Below are 13,708 nucleotides of genomic sequence, written 5' to 3'. Positions count from 1 at the left end.
CGCTCCCGCGTCTCGGGATGCGACGCCGAGCCTAGGGCGCGGTTCGGACCACCCCCACATCACCCCCTGAGCAGCCGGACCGCTCCGGCGGGGGAGCGAATACCGTCGCCCATGGTCAGGGCCCGGAGAAGCCCGCTACCCGGCGGGTGCCCGCCGATGACCGTCGCACCGGTGTGCGGTGGTCTTCCCGCGGCACCGCCAGGCAGGTAACCAACCGGACCCGACCGTTCAGCAGACCGGCCCCGGCGCCCCACCTTCACCCGGGAGGCAACCCTGCGGGACGGCACGCTGCGGGGGGGGGTGAACCCACGCGGCGGAGACGGCCGGAGCCTGCGACCTCCGCGGTGCTCAGCTGGACGACCTCGACGGGGCCGACCTACGCGGCGCACTGTTGCACGCCGCCCGCCTGACCGGAACCGGCCTCACCGCCGTCCGTGGCCGGCCCTCTTCCGCCGCGCCCTGCTCGACCGCGCCGACCTGTCCGGCGCGACCCTGCAGGTTCCGACTCCCGCGGCGTAGTCGCCGGCGCCAGCAATCGACACCACCATGGACGGAATTCGCGGTGCAATACCAATTTCTTCCTGGCAGGAAAAGTGTGGCTCTCCGATCTCCTTCATTTCGCCTAAAGGCCGGGCCGGAGGCGATGCCACGCATGCGAGGCAGCAGGTATGGCGGTGGGGCAGGCGCTCAGATCGCCTCGACCGCGATGCGCGGTTGGCAGAGCCTGCGCAGGTCGGCCGTGTCGCTCGTGACGACGGTGACGTCACCCCGTTCGAGGTGAGCCGTGGCCGCGAGCATCGCGTCGATGGCGTGCTTGTGGCCGTGCAGCCCCTCGGCAACGAGAAGTTTGCTTGCGGCGCGGGCGATCTCCTCCGTGACGGGGCGCACCTTGGTGAGGGAGACGGCGTGATCGAACGCGGCCTGCGGCACTTTCGGGTCGCGGGCTTCGACCAGCGTCGCCGCGCTGGTGACGACCAGCAGATCGAGGTTGCGGGCAACGTCCAGCCAGAGCGTCATGTCCCGGTGGCGGCGGGAGAGTTTGGAGAGCGCCTCGCTGTCAAGAATGAGCGTTCCGCTCACGCCGCATCCGCCGGGGCGGGAGTCTCACGGTGGGCGGCGTGGTGGGCCCGGACGCGCTCGGCCCTGGCCGCCACTTCGGCCGGATCGACAGGGCCGTGCTCCGCCTCGACGGCGGCGATGTACTCATCGATGGCTTCGCGTTGGAGTTGCCGTTGCACGGCCTCCTCGATGTAGGAGGAGACGCCCTGCTTTCCGGCGCGCGCGCGGATCGCCTCCAACGTCTCGGTGCGCAAGGAGACGCTGGTGACGCGGGTCTTACCGGAGCGAGGAGTGTCCACGGGAAAAGTGTAGTACATCACTTGTGAAGAGCGCTGTTCGTCGTCGCCCAGGGGCCTGCGAGTCCGTGCTCCTGGGGCCCGTCAGTTCCGAGTCAATCAAAGAGTTCCTGCAATATCCCCGGCGTCCACGGAGATCGCTCTGCCGGCGAGGCCGCGCACCCGTGTGCGCGTAGGGTCGGCGGTATGCGTCTGAGCACGGTGATCCTCCCCATCCACCGGTGGAGTGAGGGGCAGAAGGTGTGGCGGCGGGCCGAGGACCTCGGCTTCCACGCGGCCTATACGTACGACCACTTGAGTTGGCGGAGTTTCCGGGAGGAGCCGTGGTTCGGGTCGGTGCCGACGTTGACGGCGGCGGCGACGGCCACCGAGCGGATCCGGTTGGGGACGCTGGTGACCTCGCCGAACTTCCGTCATCCGGTGACGCTCGCCAAGGAGTTGATCACCCTGGACGACGTGTCCGGCGGGCGGCTGACCTTGGGGATCGGGGCCGGCGGGACGGGGTACGACGCGACGGCGATGGGGCAGGAGGCGTGGTCGCCGAAGGAGCGGGCGGACCGGTTCGCGGAGTTCCTGCCGCTGCTGGACGACCTGCTGCGGCATGACGCGACGACGCGGGAGGGGACGTACTACGAGGCGGTGGAGGCGCGGAACATTCCGGGCTGCGCGCAGACGCCCCGGGTGCCGTTCTACGTGGCGGCGACCGGACCGCGCGGGCTGAGGCTGGCGGCGGAGTACGGGCAGGGGTGGGTGACGTACGGGGACCCGCGCGGGCCGGCGGAGGTGCCGGTGGAGCAGGCGCCCGGGGTGATCGCGAAGCAGGTGGAGAAGCTGACGGCGGCCTGCGCGGGGACCGGCCGGGACGTGGCGACGCTGGAGAAGGTGCTGCTCCAGGGCTCGACGGCGGAGAAGCCGCTGCAGTCTGTGGGCGCCTTCGTCGACTGGGCGGGCCGCTACCAGGAGCTGGGCATCACCGAGTTAGTGATCCACTGGCCGGTGCCGGACTCGATCTTCGCCAATGACCTGACTGTCTTCGAGCGGATCGCCACCGAGGGCCTGGCCCAACTCGCTTGAGGCGACAGTGCGTACCAGGAACGGAGCAGGGAATCCATGTGGTGCGTATGCGCTCGGGTGGGGGCATGGTCATCGGGTGATGCCAGTGAGTTCGAGCACAGAGGCATGACGAAATCTCAGTAGGTGCGGACGCGAATCGATCTGGCGCATTCTCCCGGCAGGGGGCGCGACTGACCCCCGGCGAACGCGGTGCGGGCGGTCCGGACGGATCGTTCATCCGCGTTCGCCGGGCGTCCATGGCGGTGACGCCGGGAGTTGGCTGCCCGCTGGCACGCTCGCGGACCACATCCAGCCGTTCGCAGGGAGTGTCATGCGATTCCGAGTCCCGTCCGCCGTGCCGCTGCTGGCGGTCGGTGCGGCCCTGGCCACCGTGGCCGCCACTGCGCCGACCGCGTTCGCGGCGCCCGGCGCGCCGGGTGAGCGCCCGTCGTTCTGCGGGCACGACAACCGTCACACCCCGTTCGCCGGGTACCTGTGCGCCCAGCCGGGCGAGCTGCTCGACGTGCGGATCGGCGACGTGCACCCGACCCAGCCGTCGCTGGGCTACGACGAGGTGTACTACAAGCTCGGCCGGTACACGCTGGGCAAGGACGCGATCAACAAGAAGTTCAGCGACTGGTGCGAGGCCGACGGCCGGATCGAGGCGGTCGCGGCGCAGCCGGACGCGCGCCTGGACGACCCGTCCTCGTTCACCTGCACGCTGCCGGTCGGCGGTGAGACCGCGGACAGTGTGGCCGCGATGAAGACCGTGGTGATCGGCCCCGGCGGCGAGCCGTTCCTGACCGACGGCCACCACACGCTGACCTCGTTCTACGAGACGCCGGACGGCGGCGCGAACCTGCACGTGCGGCTGCGGGTGCTGGCGAACCTGAGCACCCTGACCCAGAAGGACTTCTGGGCGCGGATGCAGGCCGAGAAGTGGGTGTACCTCAGCGACCCCGAGGGCAACCCCGTCAAGATCAACAAGCTGCCGACCTCGGTCGGTCTGGACAACTTCCAGAACGACAAGTACCGCAGCCTGCTCTACTTCGGCCGCGACATCGGCTACACCCAGAACTCGCTGCCGTTCCAGGAGTTCTACTGGGGCAGCTGGATCCGGGACGCCGCGCCGGTCGACCTGTCCGGCTGGGACCGGACGGACCTGACCAGCTACCTGGCCGCGGTCAAGAGCACCACCCAGGCGATGACCGCGCTGCCGAAGAGCACCGTGGTCAACAACGGCTTCACCGCCGACGACCTGGACGCGCTGGACCAGTGGAACGCCGGCAAGGCCGCCAACAAGGGCGAGTTCGACAAGCTGAGCAAGCCGTACACGGACGCCAAGCCGGGCAAGCTGGCGTACGCGATCGAGTACAAGAAGGTCAACGGCCTGGGCTGAGAGCCGGGTCGGGGTGCGGGGCGGGGAAGGCCGTCAGTGGCCTTCCCCGCTCCGCCGTTGGAGCCGTCAGGGGGTCAGCAGCCCGGCGCTGGGGGCCGGGGCGGCGGCGTCGCCGGCGGCGGCCTTGGCGACCTGATCGGCCGTCAGGGCCTTCTTCCAGACCCGGACTCCGGTGACCGCGCCCTTCCAGGCGTCCGCCCACGCGGACTTGTAGCGGGCCCGGCCGATCTCCAGCGGGCCCTTGCCGGGGATCACCGCGGGTGCCGCGGTGGTCTGGGCGAGGGCGCCGTCGACGTACAGCGAGATGGTCTTGGCCTTGGCGTTGTAGACGCCGGTGAGGGTGGTCCAGCGGCCGGTGGCGGCGGCGCCGGAGGACAGCGCCATCACGGTCTTCCCGGTCTCCGCGGCGGTCTGCACCTTGAACACCCAGCGGTTGCGGGTCGCGGCGGAGGAGTCCTCGCGCCCGAGGTAGAACGAGAAGAACTGCTCGCCGTTCTGCGACAGGGCGGCCTTGGAGGCGCTCGCCGCGTCGTTGCGGACCACGGCGGAGACGGTGAAGTCCTTGCCGGTGTCCACGCTCGCCCCGGCCGCCTCCGCCCAGGCGTCGCCGCTGCCGGTGAGCTGCACGGCCTGACCGCTGCGGCCCTCGGCGGGGCCCGCCTTGGCGGCGGGGCCGAGGGTGAGCCCGGGGACGGCCGCGGAGTCCGGAGCCCCGGCGGCGTCGGTCGTGGTGGTGAGGTCGGTTCCCGCGGAGGGCGAGGGCGCCCCCGCGGCCGCCGCCGCGGTCGGGGCGGTTGACGGCCCGTCCGCTCCCCGGTCCTGCACCATCACCGCGACGGCCACCATCGCGCCGACGGCCACCGCCGCGGTGGCGGTGATCGTGATGCCGACGGTCCGCTTCCGCCGGGCCTCCCTCGCGTCGGCGTCCGCCATCGCCCGCCAGTACGCCGCTTCCGCCCCCGCGGCTGCCGTTCGGTCCATCGTGCTCGCCCCGCCCGCTGCGCGTCTGCCCGCCACGTTCTCCCCGTTCGTTCGGCGTGGTTCGTCGGCGGAACTCTAGGCGGACCGCTTCGAACACGCGAACTCCCGGAGATTCCGGACGACTTCGGCGATGCGCCGGGCACTGGGTGCGCAACATCCGCACGACATCCCCGCGACATCCGCGTGGCGACCTACCGACGGTATATACGGGGTGGGGGTATGGTGACCCCGATGGAGCGGACTGGGCGGGCCACCGAACCGGCACCGGCCGGGCGGACGGCCGCCCGGTGGGCGGTGCTGTGCGCGCTGCTGCTCGGACTGTTCCTGATGCACGGCAGTCCGGCGAGCGCCGCGGGCTGTCACCGGATGGCGCCGGAGCCGTCGGCCGGCGCGGCCGGGCTGCGGCACGACCTCGACGGCCACGCCGAGCGGAGCGTCACCGGACCTGTGCCGCACGGGAGTTCGGCCGCCGCCTGCGTCTCCACCCAGGCCCGCGACCCGCTGCCGCTGACCGCGCCGGGCGCGGCCGTGCCGTGGACCCACCCGCGCCCGCCGTCCGCCCGGCCGGTGGCCGCCGGGGACGCCGGGGGCGGGCGCGCGCCCCCGGGCGGCGGGCGGGAGTTGCTGCTCCGGGTCTGCGTCGCCCGCAGGTGAGGGCGCCACCCGGTCGGGCCCGGCACGGGCCGGGCCCGACCGGGCGCCGCCCCCTGTCCGCGACCGCGCATCCGCGCGCGCACCCTGGAGCGAACCCCGATGACCAGCACCACCACCCGCCGCCGCACCCTCGCCGCCGTGGCGGCCGCCGCCGTCCTCACGCTGACCCTGGCCGCCTGCGGCAGCGACCCGATGTCCGGCATGGACCACAGCGGCGCCGCCTCCGCCTCCGCGACCGGCCACGACATGGCCGGGATGAGCCACGGTCCCGACGGCATGGCGGGCCCGGCCTCCGCTGCCGACGGCCTGGCCGCCGAGCAGGGCGGCTACCGGCTGGACGGCGCGCTGTCCGGCAGCGCGTACCGGTTCACCGTCACCGGCCCCGACGGGCGGCCGCTGACGGCGTACCGGCCTGAACAGACCCAGCAGATGCACTTCTACGCGATCCGCTCCGACCTGTCCGGGTTCCAGCACCTGCACCCGACGATGGACCCCGACGGCACCTGGACCGCCCCGCTGGCCGCCCTGCAGCCGGGAGACTGGCGGCTGTACGCCTCCTTCGTCCCCGACGCGGGCAGCGGCCGGGGCACCGGCCTGGTGCTCAGCCGCACCGCCGCCGTCCCCGGCGCCGCAACCCCGGTGCCGCTGCCCGCGGCCGCCGCGAGCACCACCGTCGACGGCTACACCGTGACGGTGAGCGGGAACCCGAGGGCGGGTGTCGCCGGGGAGCTGACGGTGAGCGTCGGCAAGGACGGGCAGCCGGTCACCGACCTGCAGCCGTACCTGGAGACGTACGCCCACCTGACCGCCTTCCACGCCGGTGACCAGGCGTTCGCGCACCTGCACCCGGAGACCGCGGCGACCGGCGCGGGCGGCGGCCCGACGCTGCCGTTCCACGCCGAGCTGCCCGCGGCCGGCGACTGGCGGCTGTTCCTGCAGTTCCGGACCGGCGGCACCCTGCACACCGCGGCGCTCACCCTGAACGTCGCGGCCTGACCGGCCGCGGGAACCGGACCCGCTCCCCGCCGGGGCGGGTCCGGTTCCCGCACGAGTGCGCGAAGATGGACGGGTGACCTCCTCGCCGCGCCCCCGCCTGATCGCCACCGACCTCGACGGCACCCTGCTGTGCTCCGGCGGGACGGTCTCCGTCCGGACGGCCGCCGCGCTGGCCGCCGCCGAGGAGGCCGGGGTGCAGGTGGTGTTCGTCACCGGGCGGCCGCCGCGCTGGATGCGCCACCTCGGCCCGCACATCGGCGGCCACGGCGTGGCGATCTGCTCCAACGGCGGTGCGGTGGTCGACGTGCGGCGCGGCGAGCTGCTGGAGACCTCCCCGCTCGACCCGGCCGACACGCTCACCGTGGTCGACCGGTTGCGCACCGAACTGCCCGGCACCACCTTCGCGTTCGAGTTCCCGGCGGGCTTCGCCCGGGAGCCCGACTACACCGTGGTGATGTGGGAGTCCGACAAGGAGCACCCGATCGGCCCGGCCGAGGACCTGCTCGCCGGCGGCCACGTCGACGGCCTGTTCAAGATCCTCGCCAAGCACCCCGACCTCGACCCGGACGTCTTCCTGGACCGGGCCCGCGCGGCGCTCGGCCCGCTCGCCGAGACCACCCGCTCCAGCCCGATCCCGCTGGTGGAGATCAGCGCCCCCGGCGTCACCAAGGCCAGCAGCCTGGCCCGCTGGTGCGCCCAGCAGGGCATCGACGCCGCCGAGGTGGTCGCCTTCGGCGACATGCCCAACGACCTGGAGATGCTCGCCTGGGCGGGCCAGTCCTACGCGGTGGCCAACGCCCACCCGCTGGTGCTCGCCTCGGTCGCCCGGCACACCGTCAGCAACGAGCAGGACGGCGTCGCGGCGGTCATCGAGACGCTGATCTGACGCACCCTCACAGCCGGGCCGTCCAGCGCACCCGGGTGCCCTTGTTGTGCGGGCCCGGCTCGTGCCAGGCGTCGCCGCCGAGCGCCTCGGCCCGCCGGGTCAGGTTCCGCAGACCCGAGCGGCGGCCGCCGTCGGGGATCCCCACGCCGTCGTCGGTGACGGTCAGCAGGACGCCCGGCAGACCGGTCCGGGACGGGTCGGCGGAGACCGGGCGGCCGTCCTCGCCCAGGTGGACGGTGGCGTCCAGCTCCACCGCGACCCGGGAGGCCCGGGCGTGCCGGGCCGTGTTGGAGAGCATCTCCCGCAGTGCGGCCAGGAGCTGGCGGGACGCCTTCTCGCCGACCAGGGCCTCCACCGGCCCGCTGAAGGTGATCGTCGGCTTGAAGCCGAGCGCCGCCGCGGCCTGGCTGCCCTCGCGCAGCACCCGGGTGCGCAGGGTGTCCGGCTGGTCGTCCGTGTCGCCGTGCTGGAGCGCGTAGATGGTGGTGCGGACCTCCTGGATGGTCGCGTCCAGCTCGTCCACGGCCTGCCCGATCCGCTCCTGCACCTCCGGGACCACCGCCCGGCGGGCCGCCGACTCCAGCATCATCCCGGTCGCGAACAGCCGCTGGATCACCAGGTCGTGCAGGTCCCGGGCGATCCGGTCGCGGTCCTGGAACACCGCCAGCCGTTGCTGGTTGAGCTGGTACTCGGCCAGCCGCAGGGCCAGCGCCGCCTGCGAGGCGAAGGTCTGGGCGAGCTGCCGCTCGGTGCCGGTGAACGGCACGGTGCCGGCCTCCCGCCAGACGCAGAGCGCACCCAGCACCCGGCCCGCGGAGACCATCGGCACCGCCATCGACGGGCCGAACTCCCTTGCCAAACGGTCGAACTGGGCGCCCGAGGCGGTGTCCGCGGCGGTGGCGAGGTCGTCCAGGTAGACCGCCTCGCCGGCCAGCAGCCGGGGGGCGAAGCCGCGCTCCGGCAGTAGCTCGCCGGTCAGGTAGTCGGCCCGCTCCCCCGAGGCGTGCGCCACCCGCATCCGGTCCTCGCCGGCCGGCAGCAGGATCATCCCCAGGGCGCCGTCGGCGAGTTCGCGGACCTGCTCGGCGGCGACCGTCAGCGCGATCTGCGCCTCGTCGGTGGACAGCAGCGAGGTGGTTACCGCCGCGGCGCCGGTGATCCAGCGCTCGCGGCGGCGGCCCTCCTCGTACAGCCGGGAGTTCTCGATCGCCACGCCCGCCGCGGCGGCCAGTGCCAGCACCACCTGCTCGTCCTCGGGGGTGAACGCCGCGCCGCCCTGCTTCTCCGTCAGGTACAGGTTGCCGAACACCACGCCGCGGACCCGGATCGGCACCCCCAGGAACGAGACCATCGGCGGGTGGTCGTCCGGGAAGCCCACCGAGCGCGGGTCCCTGGACAGGTTGGTGAGCCGCAGCGGGCGCGGGTCGTCGATCAGTGCCCCGAGGATGCCCCGGCCGGACGGCAGGTCGCCGATCCGGGCCGCCGTCTCGTCGTCGATGCCGATGTGGATGAAGTCCGACAGTCCGCTGCCGTGCGGGTTGATCACCCCCAGCGCCGCGTACTTGGCATCGACCAGCTCGGCCGCGCCGGAGGCGATCCGCTGCAGGGTGGCGTGCGGATCCAGGCCCGCGCCCACCGAGACCACGGCCTCCAGCAGCCGCTGCATCCGGTCCGTCACGGCGGCCGCGGACTGCAGCCGCTCGGACACTTCGGTGACCAGCGTGTCCAGCCCGAGCGAGGAGATCTCGGGGATCCGCGGCTGCCCGCTCTCGGCGGTCGGCTCCTCCGGCGTCTGCATGCCACCAGTGTGCCTGTTCGCGCCATTTGTCCGGCTTTCCGGCACGAAAGCCCGCAGTGGGGGTGGCGGTCAGGCGGGGGTGGGCGCGGCGGGGCGTTCCTGGGCGATCATTCCGGCCAGGCGGCTGGTGGGGCGGGTGGCCAGGTCGGACCAGCGGCCGCGTTCGGCCACTCGGCCGCCGTCCAGGACCAGGACCTCGTCGATGCAGCCGTCGTGGAGGCCCGCCAGGCGGTGGGTGATCAGCAGGGTGGTCCGGCCTTCGGTGGCGGTCAGGAGGTCGGCGGTCAGGGCGTCGGCGGTCGTCACGTCCAGGTGTTCGGCCGGCTCGTCGAGGACCAGGACCGGGAAGTCCGCGAGCAGGGCCCGGGCCAGCGCCAGCCGCTGCCGCTGGCCGCCGGAGAGGCGGGCGCCGTGCTCGCCCACCAGGGTGTCCAGCCCGTCCGGCAGGCCGTCCACCCAGTCCAGCAGGCGGGCCTTGGCCAGGGCCGCGCGCAGTTCTTCCTCGTTCGCCTCCGGGCGGGCCAGCCGCAGGTTCTCCCGCACCGAGCTGTCGAACACGTGCGCGTCCTGCGCGCACAGCCCGACCGTCCGCCGGACGTCCTCGCCCGCCAGCTCGCGGATATCCACAGCCTGTGGACGACCGGCCGCCAGCACCACCGATCCGGCGGCCGGCTCGACGAAGCGCAGCAGCGCCTGCGCGAGCGTGGTCTTGCCCGACCCGGACGGGCCCACCACGGCGATCCGGCGGCCGGGGGTCAGCTCCAGGTCGAGGTGGTGCAGGGCCGCGCGTTCGGCGCCCGGCCAGCGCACCGTCAGATCGGTCACCCGGATGGGCAGTTGATCGGCTGGCAGGTCGCGGGGGGCGGCGGGTTCGACGACGGGCACGGGCGCCGCCAGCACCTCGGCGAGCCGTTCGCGGGAGGCGCGGGCCCGCTCACGGAACCGCACCGCCGTGGGCATCCCGGCGACCGCCTCGAACGCGGCGAGCGGGGTCAGCACCACCACGGCCAGGCACACGCCCGGCAGCGCGCCGTCCGCGACGCCGCGCACCCCGGCCGCGGAGGCCGCGACCACCGTCAGGCCCGAGATCAGCGCGACCAGCCCGGCCGAGAGCGCGGCGAGGGCGGCGGAGCGGGCGGCCAGCCGGGTCAGCGCCGCGTCGGCGTCGCGGGTCGCCTGCAGCCGTCGCGGGAGGGCGCCCGCGACGGTCAGTTCGGCGGTGCCCGTCAGGGTGTCCAGCACGGCCGTCGCGAGTTCGCCGCGGGCCGGGGCGTGCCGGCGCTCGGTCCGGCCGGAGATCCGGTGCTCCAGTGCCGGTACGGCGGCGCCCGCCAGCAGCAGGCCGAGCGCGAGCGCCAGCCCGGCGAGCGGCAGGAACGCGGCCAGCGCCGCGGACGCGGCCAGCGAGACCACGGCGGCGACGGCGGCCGGGAGCCGCCAGCGCAGGTGGTGGTCCTGGACGGCGTCCACGTCGGCGACCAGCCGGGACAGCAGGTCGCCGCGCCGGAACTGGGGGAGTGCGGCGGGGGCGAGCTGCTCCAGCCGCCGGTAGACGGACGTCCGGACCCCGCCGAGGGCCTTCAGCACGGCGTCGTGCGAGACCAGCCGCTCGGCGTACCGGAACACGCTCCGCCCGATGCCGAACGCGCGGACCGAGGTCACGGCCACCATCAGGTAGAGCACCGGCGGCATCTCGGAGGCACGGGAGATCAGCCAGCCGGAGGTGCCCATCAGGGCGACGGCGCAGCCGAGGGCGAGCGATCCGAGGACGACGGCGGGCCACAGGCGGGGCTCCCGGGGCGGGTCGCTCGCGGGCGGGAGTTCCGCGGGCGGCCCGGCAGGCGGCGCCTGCTCGGGGTGCCGGGGCGCGACCACGGTCGTTGCCGCCGCGGGCGGCTCCTCCCGCCCCTGGCTGCGGGGTTGCGCCGGCGGGAGGTGCACGTGGTGGTCGGCGAGGCCGATCAGGGACGGGCGGTGGGTGATCAGGAGGACGGTGCGGTCGAGGGTGCGGAGGGTGTCCAGCAGCGCGGCCTCCGTCACCGGGTCCAGGTGGGCGGTGGGTTCGTCGAGGACGAGCAGGGGCCGGTCGGCGAGCAGGGCGCGGGCCAGGGCGAGGCGCTGGCGCTGGCCGGCGGAGAGGCCGTGGCCGTTCTCGGCGAGGCGGGTGGCGGGGGTCGCGAAGTCGACCCGGGCGGCGGTGAGAGCGGCGGCGAGGTCGGTGTCGGTGGCGTCGGGGCGGGCCAGCCGGACGTTCTCGGCGACGGTTCCGGCGAACAGGTGGGGGTGTTGCGGGACCCAGGCGATCTTGGCGTGCCAGCTGTGCAGGTCGGTCCGGTCGAGCGGCTGGTCCCCGATCAGGATCCGTCCGGAGTCGGGGCGGACGAAGCCGAGCAGGGCCTGCACCAGGGTGGTCTTGCCGGCGCCGCTGGGGCCGGTGAGCACGGTGGTGCGGCCGGCCGGGATCTCCAGCGAGAGCCGGTGCAGGGTGTCTTCGGCGCGGCCCGGATGACGGACCGTCAGGTCCTCGGTCCGCAGGCCGACGGCGGTCGGCGCGGGGCGGGTGCCGCCCTCGGGCAGCGGGGTCTCCAGCACCTCGAAGATCTTCCCGGCGGCCGTCAGGCCCTCCGCGCTGGAGTGGTAGAGCGCGCCGACCTGGCGCAGCGGCAGGTAGACCTCGGGGGCGAGGACCAGGACCAGCAGGCCGGTCTCCAGGTCGAGGGTGCCGCGCACCAGGCGGAAGCCGATCGAGACGGCGACCAGGGCGACCGAGAGGGTGGAGAGGAGTTCCAGGGCGAAGGAGGAGACGAAGGCGAGCCGCAGGGTGCGCAGGGTGGCGCGGCGGTAGTCCTCGGTGATCCGGCCGATCGCGGCGGCCTGGGCCTTGGCCCGGCCGAAGACCTTCAGGGTGGGGAGGCCGGCGACCACGTCGAGGAAGTGGTGGGAGAGCCGTGCCAGGCCGGCGAACTGGCGGTCCGTCCGGGCCTGGGTGGCGTGGCCGATCAGGATCATGAAGAGCGGGATCAGCGGCAGGGTGACGCAGATGATCGCGGCGGACTCCCAGTCCGCGCCGACGATCCGGGCGAGCACGACCAGCGGGACGACCACGGCGAGGGCGAGTTGCGGGAGGTAGCGGGCGAAGTAGTCGTCGAGGGCGTCGATGCCGCGGGTGGCGAGGGTGGCGAGGTCGCCGGTGCGGCGGCCGACGAGGTAGCCCGGGCCGAGGGCGGTGGCGTGGTCGAGCAGTCGGCGGCGCAGCGTGGACTTCACCGCGGCGACCGAGCGGTGGGCGGTGAGTTCGGTGAGCCAGGCGACCAGGGCGCGGCCGGCCGCGACGGCGGCCAGGCCGGCCAGCGGTCCCCAGAGCGAGGACTCGCCGTCCTGGAACGCGCCCACGACCAGCGAGGCGATGAGTGCGGCCTGGGCGACCAGCAGGGCCGCGCCCACCCCGCCGAGGAGGACGGATCCGGCGAGGAAGGCGCGGGTGGTGCGGGCGTGCGCCAGCAGCCGGGGGTCGATCGGGCGCATCCGCTGCTGGCGTTCCATCAGGTGTGCTCCTGCGAGGGCGGGTCAGTGGTGGGCGGTGGCCGGGATGTGCTGGACGCCGATGCGGCGGCGGAACACCCAGTAGGTCCAGCCCTGGTAGAGGAGCACGAGCGGGGTGAAGATCAGCGCCACGACGGTCATCACCTTGAGCGTGTACGGCGAGGAGGAGGAGTTGTCGACGGTCAGCGACCAGGCCTCGTTCAGGGTCGAGGGCATCACGTCGGGGAACAGCGACAGGAAGAGCATGCCGACGGCGGCGACGATGGTCAGGCCGGAGAGGCCGAACGCCCAGCCCTCGCGGGCCAGTCGGTTGGCGGCGAGCGCGCCGAGCAGGGCCACGACGGCGACCACCAGGGCGGCGAGGCTCCAGCCGTTGCCGGAGTGCGCCTGCGTCCAGGCCAGGAACACCACGGCGAGCACGGCGGTGGCCAGGCCGAGCGCGGTGGCCTGGGCGCGGGCCCGGACCCGGATGTCGCCGCTGGTCTTGAGGGCGGCGAACACCGCGCCGTGGAAGGTGAACAGCACCAGGGTGGTGAGTCCGCCGAGCAGGGCGTACGGGTTGAGCAGGTCCCAGAGGGTGCCGACGTAGTTCTTGTCCTGGTCGATGTCGACGCCGTGCACGATGTTGCCGAAGGCGACGCCCCACAGGAAGGCGGGCAGCAGCGAGGTCCAGAAGATGGCGGTCTCCCAGTTGCGCTGCCAGCGCTCGCCGCTGCGCTGGTGCCGGTACTCGAAGGAGACGCCGCGGACGATCAGGCAGACCAGGATCAGCAGCAGCGGGATGAAGAAGCCGCTGAACAGGGTGGCGTACCAGTCGGGGAACGCGGCGAAGGTGGCGCCGCCGGCGGTGAGCAGCCAGACCTCGTTGCCGTCCCAGACCGGGCCGATGGTGTTGATCAGGACGCGGCGTTCGGCGGTGTTCCGGGCCAGCAGGCGGGTGAGGATGCCGATGCCGAAGTCGAAGCCTTCCAGGAAGAAGTAGCCGATCCACAGGATGGCGATCAGGATGAACCAGAGGTCTTGGAGGTGCATGTGATCCGTCC

At 73.7% G+C, this 13,708-nt stretch carries 11 protein-coding genes; 5 read left to right on the top strand and 6 right to left on the bottom strand.

Annotated elements, in window-relative coordinates; all coding sequences use genetic code 11:
- Positions 1 to 687: 687 nt before the first annotated feature.
- On the bottom strand, positions 688 to 1,080 hold the full coding sequence (locus BX266_RS18660) for a type II toxin-antitoxin system VapC family toxin (RefSeq protein WP_099901302.1): 393 nt from the start codon (positions 1,078 to 1,080) through the stop codon (positions 688 to 690).
- Positions 1,077 to 1,358, bottom strand: coding sequence for a hypothetical protein (locus BX266_RS18655; RefSeq protein WP_399169934.1), 282 nt, complete (start codon positions 1,356 to 1,358; stop codon positions 1,077 to 1,079). The genes BX266_RS18660 and BX266_RS18655 overlap by 4 nt, the downstream gene beginning before the upstream one ends.
- A 183-nt stretch (positions 1,359 to 1,541) precedes the next feature.
- On the opposite strand from BX266_RS18655, the gene BX266_RS18650 reads away from it, so the two are divergent.
- Together BX266_RS18650 and BX266_RS18645 are read left to right on the top strand one after the other, a co-directional pair.
- Complete coding sequence (locus tag BX266_RS18650) at positions 1,542 to 2,429, top strand: LLM class flavin-dependent oxidoreductase (protein ID WP_099901300.1); 888 nt, start codon at positions 1,542 to 1,544, stop codon at positions 2,427 to 2,429.
- 310 nt (positions 2,430 to 2,739) lie between these two features.
- Complete coding sequence (locus BX266_RS18645; protein ID WP_099901298.1) at positions 2,740 to 3,807, top strand: ParB/Srx family N-terminal domain-containing protein; 1,068 nt, start codon at positions 2,740 to 2,742, stop codon at positions 3,805 to 3,807.
- Positions 3,808 to 3,873: 66 nt separating this feature from the next.
- On the opposite strand, the gene BX266_RS18640 is transcribed toward BX266_RS18645, so the two are convergent.
- Positions 3,874 to 4,788: a LamG domain-containing protein gene (locus BX266_RS18640; protein ID WP_143686958.1), complete on the bottom strand. Its 915-nt coding sequence runs from the start codon at positions 4,786 to 4,788 to the stop codon at positions 3,874 to 3,876.
- 231 nt (positions 4,789 to 5,019) lie between these two features.
- Between BX266_RS18640 and BX266_RS18630 the strand changes: the two genes are divergently transcribed.
- From BX266_RS18630 to BX266_RS18620, 3 genes are all read left to right on the top strand, one after another.
- Entirely contained in the window at positions 5,020 to 5,442 is a 423-nt protein-coding gene (locus BX266_RS18630; protein WP_143686957.1) for a hypothetical protein, read from the top strand.
- Positions 5,443 to 5,541: 99 nt separating this feature from the next.
- Positions 5,542 to 6,438: a hypothetical protein gene (locus tag BX266_RS18625; protein WP_099901293.1), complete on the top strand. Its 897-nt coding sequence runs from the start codon at positions 5,542 to 5,544 to the stop codon at positions 6,436 to 6,438.
- A gap of 73 nt (positions 6,439 to 6,511) precedes the next feature.
- Entirely contained in the window at positions 6,512 to 7,324 is an 813-nt protein-coding gene (locus BX266_RS18620) for an HAD family hydrolase (protein WP_099901291.1), read from the top strand.
- Positions 7,325 to 7,331: 7 nt separating this feature from the next.
- Here the strand turns inward: BX266_RS18620 and BX266_RS18615 are convergent, their stop codons facing one another.
- The 3 genes from BX266_RS18615 to cydB form a co-directional block, all read right to left on the bottom strand.
- Positions 7,332 to 9,122: a GAF domain-containing protein gene (locus BX266_RS18615; RefSeq protein ID WP_099901289.1), complete on the bottom strand. Its 1,791-nt coding sequence runs from the start codon at positions 9,120 to 9,122 to the stop codon at positions 7,332 to 7,334.
- Positions 9,123 to 9,191: 69 nt separating this feature from the next.
- Positions 9,192 to 12,647, bottom strand: coding sequence for a thiol reductant ABC exporter subunit CydD (cydD, locus tag BX266_RS18610; RefSeq protein WP_099908026.1), 3,456 nt, complete (start codon positions 12,645 to 12,647; stop codon positions 9,192 to 9,194).
- 42 nt (positions 12,648 to 12,689) lie between these two features.
- A complete protein-coding gene (cydB, locus tag BX266_RS18605; RefSeq protein ID WP_099901287.1) occupies positions 12,690 to 13,697 on the bottom strand; it encodes a cytochrome d ubiquinol oxidase subunit II in 1,008 nt (335 codons plus the stop codon).
- Positions 13,698 to 13,708 lie beyond the last annotated feature (11 nt).

Origin of the sequence: Streptomyces sp. TLI_171 (genome assembly GCF_003610255.1) — a bacterium.
Lineage (GTDB): Bacteria > Actinomycetota > Actinomycetes > Streptomycetales > Streptomycetaceae > Kitasatospora.
The sequence above is the reverse complement of the archived record's forward strand: the minus strand, read 5'-3'. Positions and strand labels throughout refer to the sequence as shown.

What these genes read in the sequence shown, in the direction of transcription:
- BX266_RS18650 (WP_099901300.1), top strand. Translation starts at nt 1,542, where the DNA reads ATGCGTCTGAGCACGGTGATCCTCCCCATCCACCGGTGGAGTGAGGGG.
- BX266_RS18645 (WP_099901298.1), top strand. Translation starts at nt 2,740, where the DNA reads ATGCGATTCCGAGTCCCGTCCGCCGTGCCGCTGCTGGCGGTCGGTGCG.
- BX266_RS18640 (WP_143686958.1), bottom strand. Translation starts at nt 4,788, where the DNA reads ATGGACCGAACGGCAGCCGCGGGGGCGGAAGCGGCGTACTGGCGGGCG.
- BX266_RS18630 (WP_143686957.1), top strand. Translation starts at nt 5,020, where the DNA reads ATGGAGCGGACTGGGCGGGCCACCGAACCGGCACCGGCCGGGCGGACG.
- BX266_RS18625 (WP_099901293.1), top strand. Translation starts at nt 5,542, where the DNA reads ATGACCAGCACCACCACCCGCCGCCGCACCCTCGCCGCCGTGGCGGCC.
- BX266_RS18615 (WP_099901289.1), bottom strand. Translation starts at nt 9,122, where the DNA reads ATGCAGACGCCGGAGGAGCCGACCGCCGAGAGCGGGCAGCCGCGGATC.
- cydD (WP_099908026.1), bottom strand. Translation starts at nt 12,647, where the DNA reads ATGCGCCCGATCGACCCCCGGCTGCTGGCGCACGCCCGCACCACCCGC.
- cydB (WP_099901287.1), bottom strand. Translation starts at nt 13,697, where the DNA reads ATGCACCTCCAAGACCTCTGGTTCATCCTGATCGCCATCCTGTGGATC.